Here is a 25327-nt window from a genome sequence, read left to right on the forward strand (position 1 = left end):
ATCTCAAGTCGCAAAATATCAATCGAAACGAAGCAAGCCGAGGACAACCGCGGAGCCCAAGGTCTTCGAGAACACCGATCAGCCAACCCTGGAGGGACGGAACATGAAGGATAAGCTCAATATTGTGATCGTTGGCGGCGGCTCCACGTGGTGCCCTGGCATTCTTAAAGCCCTGACCAAGCACATGGACATTCTGCCGCTGAACCGCGTGATGCTCTATGACATCGATGCCGAGCGCCAGCGTCCGATCGGCGAGTTTGGCAAGATCCTCTTCGCCGAGGAGGAGCCCGGTGTGGAGTTTGGTTACACCACCGATAAGGACGAGGCATACACTGACGTTGACTTTGTGCTCTGCCAGATTCGTACCGGCGGCTACGAGATGCGCAGCAAGGATGAGAAGATTCCGCTGCATATGGGAATCATCGGCCAGGAAACGGTGGGCCCCGGCGGCATGGCTTACGGTATGCGCTCCATGCATGACATGGTTGAGATCGTCAACGACGTTCGCGCTCATAGCCCGGAGGCGTGGATTATCAACTACACCAACCCGGCTGCTATTGTGGCATATGGTCTCGAGCGCGTTCTGCCCGATGAGCATCGCGTCCTCAACATCTGCGACCAGCCTGTCAACCTCATGCGCTCTTACGGTCGCCTGCTCGGTCGCGATATGAGCAAGACGGAGCCCGTGTACTTTGGCCTCAATCACTTCGGTTGGTTCAAGCACATCTACGATGAAGAGGGTCATGACCTCGTCCCGCAGATTAAGGAGTACACGGAGAAGAACGGCTTCCTTCCTGCCGATGCCGAGCAGCGTGACCAGTCCTGGCTTGATACCTACGCCATGGTCAAGGACATGCTCGAGGACTTCCCCGACTATCTGCCCAACACTTATCTGCAGTACTATCTGTATCCCGAGTACAAGGTCGCTCACCTCGACCCCGACTACACTCGCTCCGATGAGGTTATCAACGGCCGTGAGAAGCGCGTGTTCGCCGAGTGCGAGCGTGTTGCCAAAGTCGGCACCGCAAAGAACTCCTCGGTTGTGCAAAACGACGCTCATGGCGATATGATCGTGGAAATCACCTCGGCCATTTATCGCAACACCAACAAGACCTTCATTGTCATCGTGCCCAACAACGGCATTATCGAGGGGATGCCCGATGACGCCATGGTCGAGGTCGCGGCAAGCGTGGGCGCCAATGGCCCGCAGCCCTATGCTGTTGGCAAAATCGGTACCTTCTATCGCGGCCTTATGGAGAACCAGTACGCCTATGAGCGCCTGACTGTTGAGGCTTGGATGGAGGGTTCCTACGAGAAGGCTTTGCAGGCACTCACGCTTAATCGTCTGGTCGGTGATGCTAAGAAGGCTCGTAAGGTGCTCGACAAGCTCATCGAGGCGAACAAGGATTATTGGCCGGAGCTTAAGTAACTAGTTCCATATCGCTTGATAACTGTTATGGGGCGTGTGGATTGTAGAGCCGCGCGCCCCGTTTCTTTAAGAGGGGTATCCCATGAACAAAGATGAGCTGCTGGCAAAGTTCCAGCGCCTGGGCAAAGTCCTCATGACGCCCGTGCTGATTCTGCCAATTGCCGGCATCCTCCAGGGCTTTGGCAATGCCTTTACCAGCCCCACCCTTACGGCAGCTGTTCCCTGGCTTGCTGCTCCGGGCTTTGCGATTTTCTTTTCGATTCTCAAGGCCGCAGCCGGCATCGTTATGAACAACATCCCGGTTATCTTCTCGATTTGTCTCGCCTATGGCTTCGCCAAGTCCGAGAAGGCTACCGCGGCGCTTTGTGGCTTTTTGGGCTACATGTGCATGAATTCCGTGATGGGCACGTTCCTTACGGCGACTGGCGTTATCGATCCCGCGAATCTTACGACGGGCCAGAGCACGATTCTCGGTATCACCACGCTCGACACTGGCGTTATCGGCGGTCTTCTGGTGGGCGCAATCGTCGCATGGTTGCATAACCGTTACTACAAGATTGAGCTGCCCGCCGTGTTCTCCATCTTCAACGGTACGCGCTTTATTCCGGCGGTAACGCTGCTCTCATGCAGCATCCTCGCATTGGTCATGTCCTTTGTTTTCCCGTTTATTCAGAACGCTCTCGGTGCGCTGTCCGAGTTCATCAAGACTACGGGTGCCTTTGGTGCATTTGTCTACGGCGCCGGCGAGCGCATGCTCCTGCCTTTTGGCCTGCATCACTTTGTCTATTTGCCGTTCTTCTTCACGTCGCTCGGTGGCGTCGAGACCATCGACGGCCAGACCGTTCAGGGCGCTATCAATATCTACAATGCGATCCTGGGCTCTCCCAGCACGCCGTTTAACATCGAGGTCAGCCGTTTTGTCATGAACGGCAAGGTTATCTTCGCCATGTTCGGCCTGCCCGGCGCTGCACTCGCCTTCTACAAGACGGCGCTTCCCAAGAACAAGAAGAAGACCGCGGCGCTCATGATCGCCATCGTGGTGCCTTGCATCCTCTCCGGCATTACCGAGCCGCTCGAGTATTCCTTCCTGTTTATCGCGCCCATCCTCTACGTGTTCCACGCTCTCATGGCTGGTCTTGCCTATGCGCTGACCTATGTCCTGCAGTTCAACGTGGCTGGCTCCGCGTCCTTCGGTGGCCCGCTCTTGTCGTTGATTTTTAACGGCATTATGGGTGCAGCCAAGGGCTCCAACTGGCAGGTTATCCTGTTCCTTGGCCCCATCTACTTCGTGGTGTACTACTTCGTCTTCAAGTTCATCATTCTTAAGAAGGACCTTAAGACCCCTGGCCGCGAGGAAGAGTCCGACGACGAGGCCGAAAAGGCTCCCAAGACCGTGATCAGCGACCTCATTCCCGCCATCGTTGAGGCAGTGGGCGGCGACAACAATATTAAGTCTGTCGAGGCCTGTTTCACCCGTCTGCGCATCCAGCTCAATGACTGTGACAAGGTGGTTGATGACGCCGAGTTTACCGAAAAGCTCGAAGCGCGTGGCATCGTGCATGTCAACGGCGGCGTGCAGATTGTCTACGGCAACATGGCATCTAACTACGCAACTCAGATGCGCGAGCTGCTGGGTATGGAGTAAACGACTCAACCACACGATCAAGATTAATACAGGTCGGCGTCCGATTCTTCAATCGGGCGCCGACCTGTGCTGTTTTGGGGCGAATGGGCAAGTACATGACGTGCTCGCTGCTCTCTTTTGGCACTGCCTATCGTGTATTCGGACGCCTTGCGACGGTGAGGGCGTTCTTTTCAGTTCTAGCATGTTTGCGGCTAGCGCTGCGCCCGAAGTCGATTTGCACAGCTGATATATAGAGCGTTAACCGCGCTTTGTAGGCTCATGCCCTCAACCAAGGCGGTCGAATACTCGCTGAGTGACTCCGTGCTCACGGGTAGCAAGAGCTCACGCGCCCCGTTGTTATCGAATGCCATGTTGCTCGATATCCAAATAACGCGGCAACCTCGCCGCTTGGCCTCAACGTAAAGATTGAAGATATAGCTCGTCTTTCCTGAGAACGATACAAAGATGGTTAGATCGTCGGGTTGGAGCAGACAGAGCGATGTCTCCTGTCCCTTGACGGAGCCGAATGAGAAGCACAGTCGGTTTACGCGGCTCAGCTTTTCGCAGAGTGAGCGGGCGGCGAGATTGGAGAATGAGCTTCCGTATACGTAGACATTTTGCGCATCGAGAAGCCAGTCAACGGCCTGCTCGAGTCGATCCTCAGTGAGCAGGCGTTTTGTTTCAAGCAAAGAGGTCTCTACGATATCGAAATACCAGGGTATATCGATTTGCTTATGCGCCCTTGCCTCGGTTGTCTCACGCTGGAGCCAAGCGTTGAAGTCGTCAACTTGCTCTTTGAACGATCGAAAGCTCGAGCCGTTCACGCGCCTGCAGAAGCGCGAGATGGTCGCGGGCGATGTATTGCACGCGCGGGCAAGTTCTTCTATTGAGAGCTCTGGGACCTCGTCGTGATGGGAGAGGGCGTAGAGTGCGATGTGGGCGTCAAGGCTGCCGCCCTTCTCGACGTCTTCGATACAAGACCTGAGGTTCGAATAGACCTCGTACATCGACATTCAAATCACTCCAAACAATAATGCCCCGGAGCGGATATGCCATCTCCGGAGCATTGTGGTGAAGCTATGGGACGGATTTATTCCATGCCCAAGTATTCTCTCATTTCGACTTTGTAGACAGAAGCTTTATTGCCGTAAACGATCTGAACACCGCCGCCAACGTGCACGATGGCGCTGGCGCCGAGGTCTTTGGTGAAGACGCTATCGTCCTTGACCAGGGCGGTGTCTTTGAGGCTGAGCCTCAGGCGAGTGAAGCAGGCGTTGACACCCGAGATGTTATCGGCGCCGCCCACGGCTTCCACGATCTGCGGGATGAGCTCGCTTACCTGGACAGGTGCTTTGGAGTCGATGGCCGACGTGTCATCCGCTGCCTGCGTGTCATCATCCTCGCGGCCCGGGGTCTTGAGGTCAAATTTCTTGATAAAGGTGCGGAACAGCACGTAATAGATCCCGAAGTAAGCGATGCCGAGCGGAATGAGCCAGAACCAGTTGGAGCCCTTATCGGCGTTCATGATGCCGTTGAAGATCCACGAGAGGAGCGGTCCGCCGAAGGCGGAAGGCCCGGGCACATTGAACTGTACCAGGTAGGTGAGTACATACGCGATGCCGCACAGCAGAGCGTGGACCACATAGAGTACGGGCGCTACAAAGAGGAAGGAGTACTCGAGCGGTTCGGTTATGCCCATGATGGCGGCCGGGATAACGGCGGCGATCATGAGGGAACCGACCTTCTTTTTATTCTCGGGACGGGCACAGTGGTAGATGGCGAGTGCCGCCGCGGGCAGGCCGCACACGGCGAACAGCACCTTGCCGTTCATGACGTATTTTGAGATGTCGATGTCGTACATCATGCCGGGCGTGTTGAGCATGGCGTTGTAGATGTTGACAGCACCTTCGACGGTCTGGCCGTCAACCTGGATGCTACCGCCCAGAGAAGTGAAGAAAAACGGCAGGTAGATGAAATGATGCAGGCCGAAGGGCAGAAGCATGCGCTCGGAGAAGCCATAGATGAACGCGCCAAACACCCCGGTGGAATCGATGAGTGTCGAGGCGGCCTTTAGGCCGGTTTGCACAAACGGAAACACGAAGGCGAGCGCAACGCCCACTAGGCTCGCGAAAACGACGGTGAGGGCGGGGACGCAGCGTGTGCCGTTGAAGATGCCGAGCACCGGCGGAAGCTGCACCTTATAGAATCGGTTGTGGATCCACGCGACTACCAAGCCGATGATGATGCCGCCGAATACGCCGGTGTCGAGTGTGGTTACGCCCAGGATGGCGTTCTGACCGGTCTGCAGGTTGGCGGGATCGATGGTGCCCAGCAGGATAAGCAGCTGACCCATGATCGTGTTCATGGTCATGTAGCCGATGAAGCCTGAGAGTGCGGCGGTCGCCTTCTCGGCCTTGGCGTAACCGTAGGCAATGCAGATCGCAAAGAGAACCGAGATGTTACCATTGATAACGTTGCCGGCTGCTTTGATGAGTGTGCTAAAGATCACCATCGGCTCGGTGCCCAAAAACGGGCAGAGCGAGATGAGGTTAGCATTGGAAAGGGCGGAGCCCAGACCGACCAAAATGCCGGAAACGGGCAGGAGGAGGACCGGCGCCATGAGCACCTTGCCGAGTCTCTGGAACTCGCTGTAGAGCTTGCTTTCTTTCATGATGTTCCTTCGATGCGCGGGGAGTTAGGACAGGGTCGGCCAATAATCGCCGTTCGCTTCGATCAGGTCGTCGAGGATTTGGCGCGCGACGGTAGTTGAAGGGACGGTCTTGTTGATCGCGATGGCTTCGAGTGCCTTCTGGTAGGAATGCTCGTAATATGCGTCGACGGCGAGCTTCTCGCTGGCATTCTGCTCTTCGATAAGCCCCTTGTAAAAGGTGGGGATAGCAGGCTGGCTGATGGGTTCGGGGCCCCAAGAGCGCAGGTAGGCGGGGACCTCGACCATGGCGTCATCGGGCAGATTGGGGATGGCGCCGTTATTCTCGACGATTACGAGATAACGTTCGCACTTGTTGTAGGCGATAGAGGCGGCTGCGTCGACGATAAAGTCGCCAAAGACCGTGAAGCTCTGTACGGGGCTCTTGTAATTGGCGGGATCTGCCAGGTACTTGTCGTGCTCGGCAAACATCTCCTTCTCGCGTCCGTTGATGACGTTGTCGGCGCGCGTCCAGTTGGGGTCCATGTCATCTGCCATGTCTTTGGAGTACAGGTAGTACTGCAGGTAGCTGTTGGGCAGATACTCGGGATAGTCCTTCACAATCTTGACGTATTGACCCCAGGTGTGCATCCAGTCCTTGTCCTTGTGATGCTTGTCGCTCACGGCCATGCCGTGCTCGAGAATCATCTGACGGAGCTCCGGCAGACGATCGCGTCCCTGCTTGTCGTAGATTTTGGTAAACCAGCCAAAGTGATTGAGTCCAAAATACATGGGGTCGATATCGCGCCAGCTGGGAAGTCCGAGCATCTTAGAGTACGAGAGCAAGATAGCCGTGGGCATATCGCAGATGTTAAGGATATGGTCGTTGTTAAACTCGCGACGTGTGGCCTCGGCGACAACTGCGGCGGGGTTGGAATAGTTGAGGATCCAGGCGTCTGGACTGTATTTCTTGGCGTAGCGTACGAGGTCGAAGACGCCGGGGATGGACCTGATGCCATAGGAGATCGAACCGCCGGCGCCGCAGGTTTCCTGTCCTACACAACCGTACTTGAGAGGGATGCGCTCGTCCTGGCGACGCATCTGAAGGCCACCCTGGCGGATTTGTGCGAAGACGAAGTCGACATCGGTGAATGCCTTTTCGGGATCGGTCGTCACGACAACTTCAATGTCAGGAGCTTCCTGCTCGATGAACTGCTTCATGATGTCGTAGACGAGATGCATGCGCTTCTCGTCGATGTCGTACAGGGCGAGTTTGCGCAGCGGCAATTCGTTTTTCTTCTGCAATAGGCTCTGGATGATGCCGGGAGTGTGGGTGCTGCCGGCCCCGGCGATTACAACTGCTTTCTTGTCCATGTGGTAAACCCCTTTCGTGTGGATTGACCACTTCAGACTACGAAAGCTTTACCTGCGATTCTACCGATTTTCAGATTGCGAAAAACGATAGCGGTAATCTTAACAGGATGCGTTTTGCGTGGTTAAATAGCGCCGGGAAAGATGCTGACTTGGGCGACGTGTTGCATGGCTGCGGGAGCGAACGCCAGGCGGTCAAAAGATGGTGGGCGGTGCTGCGGCTTTTGGCTGCAATTGCGCTACCCGCGGCGGCGCTCCCAGCGTGCCAGCTTGATCGTCACCAGCGTGAGCACCCAGGCTACGAGCGAGAACACGGCACCAACGGCGCCCACGTAGGCAATGCCAATGCCGCTTACCACGGCGCCGCCCACCGCGGTGCCAAACGAGATACCGACGTTAAACGCCATGGGTTCCACCGAGCTCGCGAGCACCATCGATTTGGGATGGCGGCTGCGGGCCACGTCCATAAAGTGCGTGATGCACGAGACCGAGAACAGGTACATGAGCAGCGCCAGGCTAAAGACGAAGGCAAGCGCGAGGGGCATGGTGCCGCCAACGGCAAACAGTCCGAGTAACGCCGCGGCCTGGAGCACAAACGTCACGAGCAGCGCCTTCATACCGAAGCGCGCGTCGATCCATCCGCCCAGGATGTTCGAGATCAGGCAGAACACGCCGTAGGCCATAAGGGTGGTGCTGGCCTCGACCGTGCCCATGCCCAGCACCTGCTCAAGATAAGGCGTCACATAGCCGTAGAAAACGTAGACCGACCCCACGCCAAACAAAAAGATGAGCATGCCGGTGATGATGCTCGGCTCGCGTAGCAGCCCCGCCTGCTCGCGGAAGGTGGCGGGCTCATCGGTCTGACCGGAGCGCGGCATAAACGCCACAAGCGCTCCGCAGATCAAAACGGCAAAGGTCAGCGTGCTGTACATGGCCACGTGCCAATCGAGCGTGTCGGCCACAAACTTGCCGATCGAAGTGACAAAGACCATTGCCACGGAAAACGCACCATATACCACCGAGATGGCAAGTGAAGTTTGCTGCGGAGACAGCAGCTCGGGGATGTACGTTACGCCCACGGCGAGCAGCGCGCCCGAGACGGAGCCCAGGACAATGCGCGAGATAAACAGCACCTGGAAGTTGGGCGCCAACGCCATGACCAGGTTGCCGAGCACAAAGACGATGCTGTAGCACACGAGCAGCTGGTAGCGGCGAAAACGCCCCGTGCTGAGCGCAAGCACCGGCGTGGCGATAGCGTAGACGAGCGCGAACACGCTGATGAGATGGCCCGCGGTGGCAAGCGAGATGCCGAGCTCCGTCGCCAGGTCGCTCTCGATGCCGATGACCACGAACTCCGAGCAGCCGAGCGAAAAGCCTAACAACACGAGCAGCGCCAGGCAGAGCTTGGTGCGCGCGGGGGAGAGCGCGGCGGCGGTTGACTTGCTTTTAGGCGTGGTTGCGGCGATCAAGGTTGTCACTCCAATGTCGCATGAATAAGCGGGATTCAATCCCTGCAACTCTAACAGAATGTGACAAAGGGACAGTCCCTTTGTCACATTCGCGGCGTGGCTGCCGCCCAAACCGTCACAACATTCGATGAAAAGCTCGAAAACGAGGAAAAGCGTCGAATGTTGTGATGGTTTTCCTATCTGTGCCGGCGAGCCGCCGTGCCGTCTGGGGGTATAAAACTAGCAAGTGTTTATTTGCGAGGCCTAAGGGGCGCCCCGTATGGATATCGATAACTTTGAATGGTGGTACAGCGAGGGTGAGGCTCCGGACGAGGGGTGGGACGAGCCTGCGTCGCGTGACGTGTCGATCGACGAGGACGAGACTGGCAACGACGTCGCCGCCGACTCGGACGCCGCCCTCGGCCCTGTCGATCCCCTGACCTTCGAACAAGCTTGGGCCCAGGCCGAGGCAGACGAGGCCAAAGCCGATGCTACGGCCACGCTCGGCGAGCCAGCCGACATGTCGATCTCGCCGGCAAAGACCCCGCAGCCGCGCCACACCATCGACCCCGACAGCACGGCATCCTTCAGCATTCTCGACGTGCCCTCGCAGGGTGCCCAGGCGCTCGCGCCCACACGTCGCCCCAATCTGTCTCACGAGGAAGATGCGGGACGTCGCTCGCCGCTCGGCCCCATCCTTATCGCCTTTATGGCCGGCGTTATCGCATGCTCGGTAATTGGTAGCGTTTGGAGTCATGTTGAACAACAGCGAAGAGACGCCGCCAAGGTCGAGATGTCTGTCGAGCAATCGCTCGGCCGCACGCGCTCGGTACATGTGTCGGTCGAGGTCAAGGACGGCGCGACGTGGGACACTGCGCGCGGCGACAGCCAGATGCTCGTCCATATTGTGGGTCGCACGCTCAAGGGGCAAGCGGTCGACGAGTACCAATACGTCAATTCCGAAGGTGACGGTATCGAGCTCAAGCCTGGTGACTACGAGCTCACGGTCGATGAGCCGCCCGTCGCCACCGACGGTACGCGTTTCCGCGCCTCAAAGCGCATGGTTCCCGTGAGCTTTAACTCGCAGGCGCCCGATACGGTCGACACCACGCCGCAGGGCGGGTTCGACCTTTACGTGGATACCCAGTAGGCGTTTGCCGCTCATTCCGCTATGGCTACTCAATAATCGCCTGCCGTCCCGTCCCGCCGCCAAGAGTGGGACAATAGCCCTCGACACTATTGTTTATTTTTGGAGGAAGTAGCATGTCCACCGTCACTACCATCAAGCGCGGCGGCCTCACCGCGGCCATCGATTCCATGGGAGCCCAGCTCACGAGCCTTGCTCTCGACGGCAACGAGTATCTGTGGCAGGGCGACCCCGCCTTTTGGGGCAAGCATGCGCCCATCCTGTTCCCCATTGTGGGCTCGCTGCGCAACAACACGGCAACGTCTGCGGCCGGCACCTGCGAGATGCCGCGCCACGGACTCGCGCGCATTGTCGAGCACAAGCTGGTCGAGGTCTCTGAGGATGGCTCGTCTGTCACCTACGAGATTACCGACACGCCCGAGTCGCTCAAGGCGTTCCCGTTCCACTTTAAGCTCAACATGACCTATGCCCTGACCGGCGACGCCACCCTCACGCAGACCTTTGCCGTCACCAACACCGGCGACATGGACCTGCCGTTCTCGGTGGGCGGCCACCCCGCATTTAACGTGCCCGCCCCCGGTGCCGAGGACGAGGCGTTCGAGGATTACGAGCTGGCGTTTACCGAGGCCTGGACTAACGAGGCCCCCGTCATCACGCCCGATGGCCTTATGACGTTCGAGGGCAGCTACAAGGCCCCCGATAACTCGGACGTGCTGCCCATCACGCACCGCAGCTTCGATAACGACGCCATCATGTTCACCGATACCCCGGGCTCCACGCTCACGCTGCGCGGTTGCAAGTCTGGTCACGGCGTCAAGATCGACTTTGAGGGCTTTAAGTACATCGGCGTGTGGTCTGCCGCCAACGACGCCCCGTTTGTGGCGCTTGAGCCTTGGACCGGTCACACCACCATGGACACCGAGGACGACGTCTTTGAGCACAAGGTCAACACCATCGTCGTGGCCCCCGGCGCCACCGACGAGCGCTCCTTTAGCGTTACCCTGCTCTAGAGGTTCCGCCGTTCTAGCGAACGGCGGGCCGGTCGACGCTGCGCGCCACCCAGAGCGAACAATTTGTCATTCAAAAGGCAAGGCATGACCAGAAGGTCTACGCCTTGCCTTTTTCATGCCAACTTGTTCGCTCTGGGCGGCGGTCGCGACGACCTGTCCGATTCCGTGATCGGCAAGGACAAGATCCGCATCGGCATGGAGGCGGCCTACGCCCCATACAACTGGCAGGTCTCCGAGGCCAGCGAGTTCACGATCCCCATCGATAACGTGCAGGGCGCCTATGCCGATGGCTACGATGTTCAGATCGCAAAGATCCTCTGCAAGGCCCTTGGCGGCGAGCCCGTTGCCGTCAAACAGAGCTTCTCGGGTCTCATCGATTCGCTCAACAACGGCCAGATCGACCTCATCATCGCCGGCATGAGCGCCACGACCGAGCGCGAGGAGTCCGTCGGCTTTTCCGACCCGTACTTTATCGGCTACTTTGGCCTGTTCGTAAAAGAGGGCTCGCCCTACCAAAATGCGACCAAGCTCAGCGACTTTAGTGGCGCCACGGTGCTCGGCCAAAAGGACACGATGCTCGATACCGTCATCGACGAGATCCCGGGCGTCGTCCACAAGAATCCGGTCGATTCGGTGCCCACGGTGTTTTCGAACCTGCTACAGGGCACCTGCGACGCCGTGACCTACAACACCGAGAACGAGAAGGGCTATATGGCCCAAAACCCGGGCATTGTCCCCATTCATTTTGCCGAGGGCGAGGGCTTTAAGCAGGAGGTCGCGGCAAACGTCGGCTGCCGCAAGGGATCGGACAAACTGCTTAAGCTCATCGACAAGACACTCAAGGGTGTCAGCCAGGAGGAGCGCGACCAAATGTGGGACGCGTGCCTCGACCGTCAGCCGGCATAGGGAGGCAGCATGAAAACCATCAATCGTCTGGCCTCCTTTATCAAGGCCGACCACCGTTATGTGTACCTGGGCACGAGCGTTATCGCGGCGCTCGGCCTGGCGTTTAGCCAGCGCAACCCCACGCCGCTGAGCTTCTTGGCGCCCACGGGTGTGTTCCAGGACTGCCTCTGGGCGATTCTGTGGGCTTGGATTGTCGTATCGGCGGCAGCGCTCGTCACCAAGCTCATGCATTGGAATGACTATCGCCAAAAGTCGCCGTTTGCATCCGAGCGTTGCCGCCGCGGCGCGCGCCTGGGCAGCTATGTCGTGGTTGCCATCGCGGCGATCTTCTTTATCGACCGTTGCGTCATGTCGTTTATCGACCTGGTGCAGGTGAGCATTGTCTCGGACTCCAATCCCAGCGACTTTCTGTCGAGCTTGGTCTACATGACCTACAAGAGCGGCGACTTCTTTATCCGCGGTATCGAGATCACCATCGCGCTTGCCACCTTCGGCACCGCCATCGCCTTTTTCCTGGCACTGCTCTTTGTGTTCCTGCGTATTCAGACGTTCGACCGCGTGGATAACGACCTGGTGCGCTTCTTTAAGAGCATCGGCCGCGGCTTTACGACCGTCTACTCCACCATCGTGCGCGGCACGCCCATGATGGTCCAGGGCCTGCTCATCTATTACGCGGGCTTCACCGTTTTGCGCGGCATGGGCTTCGAGACTGCCCAGGCCAACCAGATCTGGAGTACCTTCACCGCCGGCCTCGTCACCATCTCGCTCAACTCCACCGCCTATATGATGGAGGTCCTGCGCGGCGGCATCGAGTCGATCGATCCCGGTCAGGCCGAGGCGGCGCGCTCGCTGGGTCTGTCGCAGTGGCAGGCCATGCGCAAAGTTGTGTTTCCCCAGGGCATTAAAAACGCGATCCCGGCGCTCACCAACGAGCTCATCATCAACATCAAGGACTCGTCGGTGCTCTCGGTCATCGGCGTGTTCGACCTCATGTACGCCACCACTACCGTCGCCGGCGTGTACTACCGCCAGATGGAGGTCTACTGCGTGGCGCTTGTGGTCTACCTGATCCTGACGCTCGTGGCGAGCCGCCTGCTCGAGGCCTTTGGCAAAAAGCTCGGCGCCGAGGCCCCGGCAACGCTGCCCAGCTCCAACTAGGCTCAAGACGAGGAGAATCATCATGGCAGATACCGCCACTACCGGCGTTGCGGCCGCCGCACAGACAAATGAGCCGCTTATCCGCGTCGAGGGCCTGCGCAAGAGCTTCGGCTCGCTCGAGGTGCTCAAGGGCATCGACCTGTCCGTTAATCCCGGCGAGGTCGTCACCATCATCGGCGCCTCGGGTTCGGGTAAGTCGACCTTCCTGCGCTGCTTCAACCTGCTCGAGACCCCGGACGCGGGCCATATCTGGTTCCATGGCCAGGACCTCACGGCCGAGCGCTGCAACATCAACAAGCTTCGCGAGGACATCGGCATGGTGTTCCAGGGCTTTAACCTTTTCAACAACATGGATGTGCTCGACAACTGCACGCTCGCGCCCGTTACGCTCAAAAAGATGAGCGAGACCGAGGCCGAGAAAGTCGCGATGGAGCATCTGGCGAGCGTGGGGCTCGAAAAGTTCGCGCACGCCGCCGTGGGCCGCCTGTCCGGTGGTCAAAAACAGCGCGTGGCCATCGCCCGTGCCCTGTGCATGAATCCGCAGATCATGCTGTTCGACGAGCCGACCTCCGCACTCGACCCCGAGATCGTGGGAGAGGTGCTCGAGGTCATGCGCAAGCTCGCTGCCGACGGCATGACCATGGTCGTCGTCACGCACGAGATGGCCTTTGCCCGCACGGTGTCCGACCGCGTGGTCTTTATGGACCAGGGCGTGGTGCTCGAGGATGCGGCACCGGCCGAGCTCTTCGGCAACCCCAAACACCAGCGCACCCGCGAGTTCCTCTCGCGCTATCTTGAGGACAAATAACCGATCGCAAACGCTTATGTGGCAGGGCCGCTCCGGTGGGGCGGCCCTCGTCACCACAATCGAAAGGATGTCATGGCCGAGGTTTGGCGCTTCTTTGCGCATGAGGATGATTATGCCGATTTGGACGAAGCTGGCGCGAGCGAGCGCTTGGGTCGCGTGCTGTCGTTTCCGACCATCTCGAGCATGGATGCCCAGACGGTGGACTGGCAGGCGTTTGCCGACCTGCGCGCCTATATGCAGCAGGCCTGGCCGCGCGTGTTTGCGGCGGGCGAGGTCGAGCTCATCGACCATTCGCTGCTCGTGACGCTTGCCGGCATCGACCCCGCCCTCAAGCCGGTCATGCTCATGGGCCACATGGACGTGGTTCCCGTGGTGCCGGGCACCGAGACAGACTGGACGCACAATCCCTTTAGCGGGCACGTGGACGACACCTATATTTGGGGTCGCGGCGCCATCGATATGAAAGACCAGGTCGCAGGCATCCTGGAGGCCGTTGAGTATGCGCTGGCGCACGGCTGGCAACACGAACGAACCCTGCTGCTGGCCTTTGGCCAGGATGAGGAGACCACGCAGTGCGGCGCGGGTGCCATTGGCCGCGTGCTCGAGGAGCGCGGCGTTGAGCTTGAGTACCTGATTGACGAGGGCGACTATCGTATCGTTGAGGCTGCCGAGTACGGCGCAGGCGAGGGTTGGCTTATGCATGCCGATCTAGCCGAGAAGGGCTATGCCGATATCGTGCTCAGGACGAAGAGCGAGGGCGGGCATTCTTCCAACCCTTACGGTGGCACGTCGCTCGAAGTGCTCAGCCGCGCTATTGCCGCGATTTGCGATATTGAGTGGCCGGCGCGTGTGACCGATCTGCTTGCCGCGCAGCTCGTCGAGCTGGGGCTTTATACCGCAGACGAGATTGCTGCCAGCAAGGATGCCATCGTGCGCGACTGCCTTGCCAGCAAAAAGCTGTACCCGCTTGTGACCACCACCTGTGCGCCCACGCAAATCGAGGGCGGCAGTACCGGTGCCAACGTAATGCCGCAAGATATGTGGGTCAATATCAACTTCCGCATGCTCGAGGGTACGAGCGTGGCCGATGTCGTGGCCTGCTGCCGCGAGGCCGTTGCCACCGCTGGGCTCGCCGGCCGAGTCGAGGTCGAGCTGGGCCCCGGCAGCTCTGAGCCCTCGCCGTCCCCGCGCGTGGGCGGTCCGGGGCTCGAGGCCGTCCGCGCCATCGCCGCCCGCTATTTCCGTGATCCCAAGCCGACGGAGGAAAACGGATCGTCTGCGGTGGGCCAAGAGCCGATGAGCATCGTGCCCTCGACCGTGATTGGTGCAACCGATGCCGCCAACTACCAGCGCATTTGCCACGAGTGCATCCGCTTCTCCGCCTTTGTGGTCGACGATGACGAATGCGACCGCGGCGTCCACGGCACCAACGAGCGCATCACCCGTCGCGCCTACCTCCAAGGCATCCGCTTCCTCATCGCCCTGCTCCACACGCTCTAGCATGCGACAAAGGGACTGAGCCGATTTCATCGGTAATGAGACAAAAACTGTCATAGAATAAGACTAAGATATCTTAAGAGACATATGCTGGGGTTGGTATTCCTTGAACGACTGCGGGCATGTGCCAGACTGCCTCGGCCCCCGGGGAGCGCCCGGGCAGGTCGCCGTGCGACTGGGGAGGAAATTATGCAGGAGCTCAGAGAGACGACGTCTCGACTCGTGAATATTGCTACCGGGGGGGGGTGTCTAAGCAGGGAACTTCCTGGTGAACACCGGCCGCGCGAGCGGTGGTCCGTCATGTCTTGTGGCCGTCGTCGCGGGCTGCGCTCGGTCTCACCATATGCGATTGTTCTGGCCCTCGCCATCGCGCTGACGGCGAGTTTCTTCCTGCCGCTTCGTGCCGAGGCGGCAATTTCGGACCACACGGTTCCGACGATTTCGCCTTCGGGGACAACAATCAACCTGTTTGATTACTGGGTGAATCCCGATAACCATCTGTCGGTTTCCGGCAACGGCGGCATCAACAAGAACCACCGCTTCCAGTTCAAGGATCAAGGAGCCAGCGAGGAACTTAACCAGTATACGGGTGGCTCCCGGGTCCGCACCGGCATCGTGAACAATGTTCTTGCCGGTGGTTACCCGAAACTCACCGACCGCTGGGAGGGAGAATCCCTCGGCTACCTGTTTGATTCCTCCGTCCAGACGGGCAAGATATCCCATATGGGTGTGACGGGTCTGTTGCAGGCCAAGGGTGGCTACTACGAGTATGACAGCTCGCGGAACTACGCGGCGTACAACGCTAATAAGAATGCATTTGATGTCTACAATGCTGCCGGCGTTATGCAAGCGGGGGCTGAGCCTCATTCAGTAGGCCAGTTCTTCCCCTTCGATGCGGCCGATGAGGTATTCAAGGAAGAGGACGGCAAACTCGTCCCGAACGGCATTACGTCGCAGAACAACGGACCCCTCAACCATTATTTCGGCCTCTCCATGTCGTCGCGCTTCGTGCAGCCGAAGGATGGCAAAACGAACGCTGACAAGCCCATGACCTTTGAGTTCGCCGGAGACGACGACGTCTGGGTGTTCATTGACGATGTCCTCGTGGGCGACATTGGCGGTATCCACACCAGTGCTGATCTGACCATTAACTTCCAAACGGGCGACATCAGCGTTAACAATTCCGCAAATGGCACGCTGAAAAGCAAGTTCAAGGATGCGGGGCGGGATATTTCGGGCTTCAACGGCAACACCTTCGCTGGCGGCACCAACCACACGCTCAAGTTCTTCTACTTGGAGCGTGGCGCCGCCGACTCCAACATGAGGCTCAAGTTCAACCTCGTGACGGTTCCCGAGTCCGACATTATCAAGTTCGACCAGGATGGCGGTCTGGTGGAGGGTGCTCAGTTCGCGCTGTACAAGACAGGCGAGTGGTTCGCTGACACGACCACTAACCCAGAAAACCTACTTGGCTCCGGCACCACGAACGCGAATGGACAACTGACGCTCACGAATGACGTGGACAACGGCGTTATCAACTTCGATGACCTTTATAAAGAGCATGGTTACCAGTACTACCTCCTGAAGGAAACAAAGGCGCCTAACGGTTACCGCTCGAGTCTCACGGCGACGCATGGCAGTATGCAGCTCGAGTACGTGCCCGCGAGCGCTGAGAACGGCGCGGGCGGCGTCATCATCAACCGCGGCGGTATGGACGCGGGCAGCGTCGTGTGGAAGACCGGTGCGTTCGCCGCCGCGAAGGTGACCATCACCGCGCCGTCGACCGTGTACAAGGCAAAAAATGACCTGACGAAGTCCGACAAGACCGTCAAGCTAGACTCCGGCATACTGTTCGCTGTGGTGTTCAAGCACGATAAAAGCGCAGGCACGGATATCAAAGATCAGAACAATTGGTACGCCGTGTCGGGCGATCCATCGACGGGAGCGGGATACACCCTCGCCAAGGAGCCGAGCAAAGCCGGCGCTATCGGGGCGGCGAAGAAGGACCTGCACGCCTTCACGCTCAACACGAGCGGCCAGTACCAGGTAGAGATTCAAAATCTGCCCGGCGACATCTCCAAGTACTACTACCTGCTGAGCGGTAATGACCGCAAGGATGCCGAGTACACGGTGGCCATCTACCACACAACGGCGAGCTCGATCGGCGACGCGACGCCCGAGAACACCGTCCACGTGTACAGCGACGACATCGCAGACGGCACGAACTTCAAGCGACAGTTCGCCACGCGCTTGCTCGTCACGAACATCCAGAACCGCCTGTTCGTGCAGAAGACCGATACCGAGGGCAACCCCGTAGACGGCGCGAAGTTCGGCTTGTACACGGACGGTCAGGTGACAACAGACGAGAACGGCAAAGTCGTGCTCAACGGCGACCAGATCCCCTACGACACCTTGACGACGGGGCAGGTCAGCAACCCGATCCAGCTCGAAGGGGCGGGCATATTCCCGTGTACGAGCGACGGCAACAAGCCGCTCGTGAAGGGCGCCTACTTCCTAAAGGAGGTCTCGGCGCCCAAGGGCTTCCTGCTTAACGACACGCTCACCAAGGTGATTGTGGACGATTACGGCGTCCATGCCGATGCTGGTACGGCCGATGACGGCGTCTCGACGTTCGTGGGGCCGGGCACGCTTATGAAGAGTCTGGGCCAGTTTGGCGCAGAGGGCGACATCGACAACACACTCACGTGGATCAAGGGTATGCGGCAGACATCGGATGGCGTGACCGATGGCGGTAATCTTTCGTGGAGCGATGTCGATTCCGCCGGTGCCGGCGACACGGTACACCTCAAGTACGGCGCCAACGGACGTATCTACCAGTATGGGCCCACCAAGGCGGGCGAACCCTACCGCCTGGAGACCGAGACGGGCTGGATACGTATGGGCATCACGCAGGATGAACCTGGTGTCACTAATGCGAAGGGCGCCCGCGCCGATCTGGGCGACATGAACCTGAATGCCCTGTTCACGGGCACCACCTGCGTGCGCGTGGCGAACGAACGCGAGGCGAGCCTCGAGGTGACGAAGAAGGTTGACGTGCCCGATGGCCTGACGGGCAATAAGGACGCGAAGTTCACCTTCAAGTTCACCGTGCCCGAGGGGAAGACCTACAAGGCTGCAGTGTTCAAGAACGCTGGGGCCGGAAAGCAAGCCGGCGACGTGTTCGATTTGAAGAACGGCGACACCCATGCTATCAAGGCCGACGAGACGATTCGCGTGTACGGTCTTGGCGAGGGCGACGAGTACGCGGTGCAGGAGCTGACCGGCGCAGACAAGATGCCCGCGGGCTATAAGCTGACCGGCCGCAAGCAGGGTACCACGAATCTGACCGGCGCAGGCGATAGTATCACCGGTGAGATCGAGAAGCAAAAACCCGACGGCACGTTGGCCGAAGCCAACAAGCTGGTGTTCACAAACACCTACAAGGCGGAAGCTAGCGACGAACTGACCCCGCAGGTAACGAAGAAGGTCTCCGGTGTTGAGAGCACGGAGAAGGCGTTCTCGTTCACGCTGACCGCCACGGAAGAGACGCAGAAGCAGATCGATGATGATGACCTCAAAGTCTCGGATGCTCTGGCGGGCAATGAGCATGCCGAGTCCAAGGCCACGAGTGGCAAGATCATCAAGGACAAGGGCCAGACGGTCGACTTCTCCGGCATGAAGTTCAACAAGGCCGGTACGTACACGTTCACGCTCACCGAGGCGCACGACGCCGACGACGACGCGGCGGTGGACGGCGTGCAGAACTCCGGCTGGACGATGGACGCCTCGACCTATACCGTCACGGTGAGGGTCGAGGATAAGAACGCCAAGCTGACTGTCACAGGCGTGACGGTGGAGAAGAGCGGCGATGACAAGCGCGAGACGCTTGAGGTCAAGAACGGCAAGGTGAACCTCGCCACCTTCAACAACAGCTATGCTGCGAAGGGTTCCGTGACCCTGGCGGCGAAGAAGCAATTTACGGGCGGCACCCTTGAGAACCAGCAGTTCTCATTCCAGGTGAAGGAGGGCGATAAGGTTGTCGCCGAAGAAAAGAACGATGCCAATGGCGACATCACCTTCCCGGCCATTGATTACACCGAGGCTGGTGAGCACGACTACGCCATCAAGGAGGTCGAAGGCTCCGACCCGACTATCGTTTACGACGGCAAGACGGTGAAAGTGCGCGTTAGCGTCACCGATAACAAGAACGGCACGCTGAGCGCGACCGCCACCTACGACGGCAAGGCCGACGCTCCGACCTTCACCAACTCGAAGCCGACGGCCGACGCCACTATCGAGGCGACGAAGACCCTCAAGGGCAAGGACCTGACGGCTGGTGCGTTCACTTTCGGTCTATATCAAGGCGACACGACTACGGTTGATCCCATCCAGACTGTCCAGAACGACAAGGACGGCAAGATTAAGCTCATCCTCACCGGTCTGACCATAGGCGAGTACGACTACACGCTCAAGGAGGTCGCTGGCGGCGATTCGACCATCACCTACGATTCCGCGGCGGTGAAGGTCCACGTCTCGGTGAAGGCGGACGGTGACAAGGCAAAGGCGACTGTCACCTATGACGACAAGAATGCCGCCCCGACCTTCACCAACAAGTACCAGCCTGCCGAGACCTCGGCTACACTCACGGCGAAGAAATCGTACGTGAAGTCCGACAACACGCCGATCGTACTCAAGGGCGGCGAGTTCACCTTCGATGTGTACGAGGGCAACCTGACGGCTGAGCAGCTGAAGGGCAAGCAGCCCATCCGGGCCGCTGAGAACGGCGAGGGCGGCACCGTCACCTTCCGGGTCATCAACTACACCAAGGCCGGCGAGTACAAATACACTATCGCGGAGCAGAAGGGCGACCTGTCCCACGTGACCTACGACGATACGGTGCACCACGCTGTGGTGAAGGTCGTGGACAACGCCGGGCAGCTGGAAGCGAGCGTCACCTACGACGACGGCAAGACGGATGCCCCCACCTTCAAGAACACCTATACCGCAAAGGGATCCGCGGAGCTGACGGCGACCAAGGTCGTCGCGGTCGCGCCGGGCTTCACGCACGACACCACGCTGAGGGGCGGCGAGTACACGTTCGAGCTGAAGGACGCCGACGGCAAAGTGCTCGATACCATGAAGAACAAGGCCGATGGCACGGTGAAGTTCACGCGCAAGTTCACGCTCTCCAACCTGGGCGGCACTGCGAGCAAGGACTTCACCTACACCATCGCGGAGAAGCCGGGCACGGAGCCGGGCATGGTCTACGACACCCATGCGCTCATCTACAAGGTGACGGTCGCGGAGGATGGCACCGGCTCGCTGACGGCCACACCGCAGGTAACGAGTGGAGACAAGACCTTCACGAACACGTACCACCCGAAGGAGACCTCGGTAACGCTCAAGGCGACGAAGCGCTTCACGGGTGGCGAGCTCGCAGGGGGCGACTTCACGTTCCAGCTGCTCGACAAGGATGGCAACGTGATCCAGACCGTCCAGAATGACAAGGACGGCAAGGTCGCCTTCCAGGCAATCAGCTACGACACGCCGGGCGATCACGACTACACCATCAAGGAGGTTGCCGGCAACGACCCGACCGTCGTGTACGACACGAAGGACGTGAAGGTCCACATCAAGGTCTCCGATGAGAAGGGCGAGCTAAAGGCGACCGCCACCTACGACGGCGAGGCCGACGTTCCGACCTTCACCAACTCGAAGCCGACGACGGACGTTACCGTCGAGGCGACGAAGATCCTCACGGGCAAGGACCTGACGGCCGACGCGTTCACCTTCGGCCTGTACGACCAGGCCGGCAACGAGGTCGCCAAGGGCACCAACGACCGGGGCGGCAAGGTCGAGCTGGCCGTCAAGAACCTGAACCTGGGCGAGTACGACTACACGCTCAAGGAGGAGAAAGCCGGCCAGACCGTCGACGGCGTGGCCTACGACGCCAAGGAAGTCAAGGTCCACGTCAAGGTAGAGCAGAACCAGGGCGACAACAACAAGACGAAGGTGACCGTCACCTATGACGGTGCCGCTACGGCTCCCACCTTCAACAACACCTACGACGCAAAGGGTTCCGTAACCCTGACGGCGACCAAGACCATCAAGGTTGCGGACGGCTTCGACCACACGACGAAGCCCGCGGACGGCGAGTTCACCTTCGACCTGAAGGACGCTGCCGGCAACGTGCTCGACACCGCGAAGAACGATGCAAACGGCAAGGTCAGCTTCACGCGCGAGTTCCAGCTCTCCGACTTGGACGGCGCCGCGAGCAAGGACTTCACCTACACCATCGTGGAGCAGCCGGGCGCGGAGCCGGGCATGGTCTATGACAGCCATCCCCTCACCTATACGGTGACGGTCACGGACGGCGGGAACGGAGCACTGAATGCGAAGGCGATCGTGACGAGCGCATCCGGCTCGGATACCTTCACCAACACCTACCAGCCGGCCGCGACCGGCCTGGCCCTTGGTGCGCAGAAGAGCTATGTGAAGAAGGACGACAACACGCCGATCGTCCCCAAGTGCGGCGAGTTCACCTTCGATGTGTACGAGGGCAACCTGACGGCTGAGCAGCTTGCCGGGGCCAAGCCCGTCCGGACCGCGACCAACGGCGCGGACGGAAGTGTTAACTTCGACGCCTTCTCCTACGCGAAGCCGGGCACGCACGAGTACACCATCGTGGAGCGGAAGGGTGATCTGGCCTACGTGACCTACGACGCCGCGGTGCACCATGCCGTGGTGACGGTTGCGGACAATGCCGGCACGCTGCAGGGGAGCGTCGCCTACGACGGCACGAATGTCACGAAGCCCAGCTTCACCAACACCTATGAGGCACAGGCGACGGACTCCGGCGCGATCGCCCTCACCAAGAGCGTTGACGTGCACGACGGCAGCTATCAGCTAAAGGCGGGAGACTTCGCCTTCGAGCTGGTGGGGTCTGACGGCTCGGTGATCCAGACCCAGAAGAACGATGCGCACGGCAAGGTTGCCTTCGACAAGCTGACCTTCGACCATGCGGGCACCTTTACCTACACGGTCCGCGAGGTGCAGCCGACGGACGACGCGCCGGGCGTGCCGGGCGTGACCTACACCGGCAAGACGTACACCCTGACCTATGTGGTGGCAGACAACAACGACGGCAAGCTGGTGGTGGAGAGCTCCACGGCGAAGCCGAGCGAGGGCACCGAGAACGGCGTAACCCCCAACACCATGACGTTTGCGAACAGCTACCAGCCGCGCGCGATCTCCTACCAGATCTCCGGCACCAAGGTGCTTAAGAACGCCGACCCGGCCACCACGCGGACGCCCGCCAATGGCGAGTTCACGTTCGCGCTGATTGACGTGGCCACCGGGCAGGAGATTGACCGGACCACGAACGTGGGTAGCGCGTTTACCTTCAAGGCCATCTCGTACACTGCGACTGGTTCGCATGCGTACCAGGTGAAGGAGGTTGCGGGCCAAGATGGCACCATCACTTACAGCGATGCGGTGTTGGATGTGACGGTGAGCGTGACCGACGACGGCAGCGGCCAGCTGACCGCGACGGCGAACAAGACGGCTGCAGATCTGACCTTCACCAACGCCTACACGCCGACGGCAACGACGGCGACGATTACCGGAACAAAGGCTCTGACCGGCCGCGACCTGGCCAAGGGTGAGTTCTCCTTCGACCTGAAGGACGCCGACGGTAACGTGGTGCAGACGGTGCAGAACGGCGCCGACGGTACGTTCGGCTTCGCGCCGCTGCAGCTGGACAAGGTGGGGACGTACGTCTACACCGTGTCCGAGCGGGCAGGGGCGACGGCGAACGGCGTCACCTACGACACGACGGTCTTTACCGCGACGGTGACGGTGACGGAGGATGCGGAGACGCACGCGCTGGAGGCGCAGGTTGCCTACAGCACGGGCGGCAAGGCTGCGGATGCGGTGACGTTCAGCAACAGCTACGCGCCGGCCGCGACTGAGGTGAAGCTGGGGGCTTCCAAGGTGCTGAGCGGTGAGGACCTGAAGGAAGGGCAGTTCTCCTTCCAGCTGAAGGATGCCGACGGCAAGGTGTTGCAGACCGCCAAGAATGCGGCGGACGGCACGGTGGGCTTCAAGGCGATCTCGTACGACAAGCCCGGGGCGTATCGCTACAGCATCTCCGAGGTGAACGACGCTCAGAAGAACGTGACGTACGACGCGGCCGAGCACCGGGTAACGGTGACGGTGACGGACGACGGCGCGGGCCATCTGGTGGCGACGGTAACCTATGACGGTGACGTGGCGCCGGTGTTCAAGAACACGTACACGCCGCCGACCACCCCGCCGGTCAACCCGCCGACGGAGCCGCCCACCAACCCACCGGTGTCGAAGGAGGAGAAGCCGGGTCTGCCGAACATGGGCGATACCAGCTTGTCGCCGATGGCCCTGGGTGGCATCGCGGGCGGCGCAGTGGTGCTGATCGCCACAGGTGTGATCCTGCGGCGCCGGAACCGGTAGCTGCGGCGGCCGAGAAGGGCTTTGATTGAGGGCGGGTGGTCGCAGGGCGCGGCCGCCCGCCCTTTTCGGTGAAAGGCTATGTTAGCCCGCCGTTTGCACGCGATTATGATTCTGCAGCTCCTAAGCGCGTCGCGCCCTCTAGAAGTCCGGAAAAGCTGCACGAAGCGGCTATCTTGACCCGGAAAAGCTGCAAATCTAGGCCAAATACACCCGGAAAAGCTGCAAAAGTTGGTAAAATCCATCCTGAAAAGCTGCAAACAGCAGGTGAAGGATGGTGCGTAGTGTGCTGAAGCGAAAGATACTCGACACCCTCCGTTCGTGGCGGGCGGAAAAGGGCGCCGAATGCCTTCTCATCAAGGGCGCGCGACAGGTTGGCAAGTCGTACATAGTCGCCGAGTTCGGGCGGCAGGACTACGAAAGCTTCATCTCCATAGACTTCATTGGGTCCCCGGACCTTAAGCGGGTGTTCGATGGCCCAATCGATGCCGACTCGATCTACCGGCAGATATCGCTCGTCGTGCCCGGCGTGCGCTTTGTTCCAGGACGAACGCTTCTTTTCCTCGACGAGATTCAGGAGTGCCCGCGTGCTCGCGCTGCGCTTAAGTATCTCGCTCTCGACGGCAGGTGCGATGTCGTTGCGTCGGGCTCGCTTCTGGGCATTCGGTTCAAGGAGGAGGCTGCGCTCGCCTCCATTCCCGTTGGGTACGAGCGAGAGGTCGAAATGGGCCCCCTCGATTTCGAGGAGTACCTTTGGGCGCGCGGGTATGGGGAGGACGATATCGCCAATTTGCGGGAATACTATGAGTCGTTGATGCCCGTGCCCGTTGCGGTGAATCAGAAGATGATGCAGATGCTGCGCGAGTACCTCGCGGTCGGCGGTATGCCTGCGGTGGTGGACGCCTTTGCGCGGACGGGCAACTTCGCCGTTGCTTTCGACGAGCAAAGCAGGCTGCTCGCCTCGTATCTCGACGACGTGGCTCGATACGCGCAAGCCCCCGAGCGCGTGCGTGCGCGGGCGTGCTTTGAATCGTTGCCGCGCCAGCTCGCAAAGGAGAATACGAAGTTCCAGTATTCCGTGGTCGAGAACAGGGGAACGGCGCGCAAATTTGGCTCGTCCGTGGATTGGCTCGTGGGAGCAGGTATGGTGCGACGGTGCCAGTCGGTGAGCGCCGCCCAATTCCCTCTTGCCGCCTATGAAGACGGGACGAAGTTTCGCCTCTATGCTGCCGATACGGGCGTGCTCATGGCCATGTACGGCTTCGAAATGCTGGAGGCGGTGGTGAACAACAAGCTCGCGGGTCCCATGAAGGGCGGCCTCTACGAGAACCTGGTCGCCTGCATGCTTTCGGCGCGGGGTGTGGCTCTGCGTTATTGGCGGTCGCAGAAGGGCGATAGGGAAATAGAGTTTCTCGTCGACTCGCCCGACGCGAGCGTTGTGCCCATTGAGGTGAAGGCCTCGCGCGGATCTACGGTATCGCTCAACGACATGCTCGAGCGGCAGGACGTGAACCTTGGGTACAAGCTGATAGACGGTAACGTCGGCCGAGACGGCAAAAAGGTGACGCTTCCGTTATATATGGCCATGTTCTTAAAGTAGAGCCTTACGTTGGCGGACTGACCCTGTGTCACATTCCGTGCGGGTTATATGCAGGTTTGCCTGCGCACGCTATCATGTATGGGTTAGACCGCAACTATGTACCCCATACGCGAAGGGATGCGCATGTATCTGAAGATCGACATGTTCTAGCCGGGTTTACCCCCGCAGCGGCGCCCCGCGTCCCATCAATTCTGCCGA

Annotated in this window: 14 protein-coding genes; 10 read left to right on the forward strand and 4 right to left on the reverse strand. The window is 59.7% G+C overall.

The genetic code is table 11. The annotated features are described in order from the left end of the window. Positions 1-103: 103 nt before the first annotated feature. Both DWX25_RS08075 and DWX25_RS08080 read left to right on the forward strand, forming a co-directional pair. Positions 104-1429, forward strand: coding sequence for a 6-phospho-alpha-glucosidase (locus tag DWX25_RS08075; RefSeq protein WP_089573127.1), 1326 nt, complete (start codon positions 104-106; stop codon positions 1427-1429). Between the two features lie 82 nt (positions 1430-1511). Continuing rightward, positions 1512-3074: a PTS transporter subunit EIIC gene (locus DWX25_RS08080; RefSeq protein ID WP_117734901.1), complete on the forward strand. Its 1563-nt coding sequence runs from the start codon at positions 1512-1514 to the stop codon at positions 3072-3074. A 191-nt stretch (positions 3075-3265) separates the two neighbouring features. On the opposite strand, the gene DWX25_RS08085 is transcribed toward DWX25_RS08080, so the two are convergent. The 4 genes from DWX25_RS08085 to DWX25_RS08100 form a co-directional block, all read right to left on the reverse strand. Beyond that, complete coding sequence (locus tag DWX25_RS08085) at positions 3266-4066, reverse strand: MurR/RpiR family transcriptional regulator (protein ID WP_117743849.1); 801 nt, start codon at positions 4064-4066, stop codon at positions 3266-3268. Positions 4067-4143: 77 nt separating this feature from the next. Continuing rightward, positions 4144-5724, reverse strand: coding sequence for a PTS transporter subunit EIIC (locus tag DWX25_RS08090; RefSeq protein ID WP_117799134.1), 1581 nt, complete (start codon positions 5722-5724; stop codon positions 4144-4146). 24 nt (positions 5725-5748) lie between these two features. After that, a complete protein-coding gene (locus DWX25_RS08095) occupies positions 5749-7074 on the reverse strand; it encodes a 6-phospho-alpha-glucosidase (protein WP_117763852.1) in 1326 nt (441 codons plus the stop codon). A gap of 236 nt (positions 7075-7310) precedes the next feature. Beyond that, entirely contained in the window at positions 7311-8549 is a 1239-nt protein-coding gene (locus DWX25_RS08100) for an MFS transporter (RefSeq protein WP_233505621.1), read from the reverse strand. A gap of 250 nt (positions 8550-8799) precedes the next feature. Here DWX25_RS08100 and DWX25_RS08105 point away from each other — a divergent pair, with 250 nt between their 5' ends. From DWX25_RS08105 to DWX25_RS08140, 8 genes are all read left to right on the forward strand, one after another. Next, positions 8800-9669 carry a hypothetical protein gene (locus DWX25_RS08105; protein ID WP_117807935.1) on the forward strand — a complete coding sequence of 290 codons (870 nt, stop codon included), beginning with the start codon at positions 8800-8802 and terminating at the stop codon, positions 9667-9669. A gap of 113 nt (positions 9670-9782) precedes the next feature. Next, complete coding sequence (locus tag DWX25_RS08110; RefSeq protein ID WP_117763854.1) at positions 9783-10676, forward strand: aldose 1-epimerase family protein; 894 nt, start codon at positions 9783-9785, stop codon at positions 10674-10676. A gap of 84 nt (positions 10677-10760) precedes the next feature. Next, positions 10761-11582, forward strand: a complete 822-nt coding sequence (locus DWX25_RS08115) for a transporter substrate-binding domain-containing protein (protein WP_233514246.1) — start codon at positions 10761-10763, stop codon at positions 11580-11582. A 9-nt stretch (positions 11583-11591) separates the two neighbouring features. Continuing rightward, on the forward strand, positions 11592-12740 hold the full coding sequence (locus DWX25_RS08120; protein ID WP_117807931.1) for an amino acid ABC transporter permease: 1149 nt from the start codon (positions 11592-11594) through the stop codon (positions 12738-12740). A 22-nt stretch (positions 12741-12762) separates the two neighbouring features. Next, entirely contained in the window at positions 12763-13548 is a 786-nt protein-coding gene (locus DWX25_RS08125; RefSeq protein ID WP_117793868.1) for an amino acid ABC transporter ATP-binding protein, read from the forward strand. A 72-nt stretch (positions 13549-13620) separates the two neighbouring features. Next, positions 13621-15048 (forward strand): M20/M25/M40 family metallo-hydrolase, encoded by a 1428-nt coding sequence (locus DWX25_RS08130; protein ID WP_117807929.1) that lies wholly within the window; start codon positions 13621-13623, stop codon positions 15046-15048. A 297-nt stretch (positions 15049-15345) separates the two neighbouring features. Beyond that, entirely contained in the window at positions 15346-23532 is an 8187-nt protein-coding gene (locus tag DWX25_RS08135) for a Spy0128 family protein (protein ID WP_158558447.1), read from the forward strand. A 283-nt stretch (positions 23533-23815) separates the two neighbouring features. Beyond that, a complete protein-coding gene (locus tag DWX25_RS08140; protein ID WP_158558442.1) occupies positions 23816-25129 on the forward strand; it encodes an ATP-binding protein in 1314 nt (437 codons plus the stop codon). Positions 25130-25327: the final 198 nt, after the last annotated feature.

This window comes from Collinsella sp. AF18-8LB, assembly GCF_003459795.1.
In the GTDB taxonomy this organism is placed as follows: Bacteria; Actinomycetota; Coriobacteriia; order Coriobacteriales; family Coriobacteriaceae; genus Collinsella.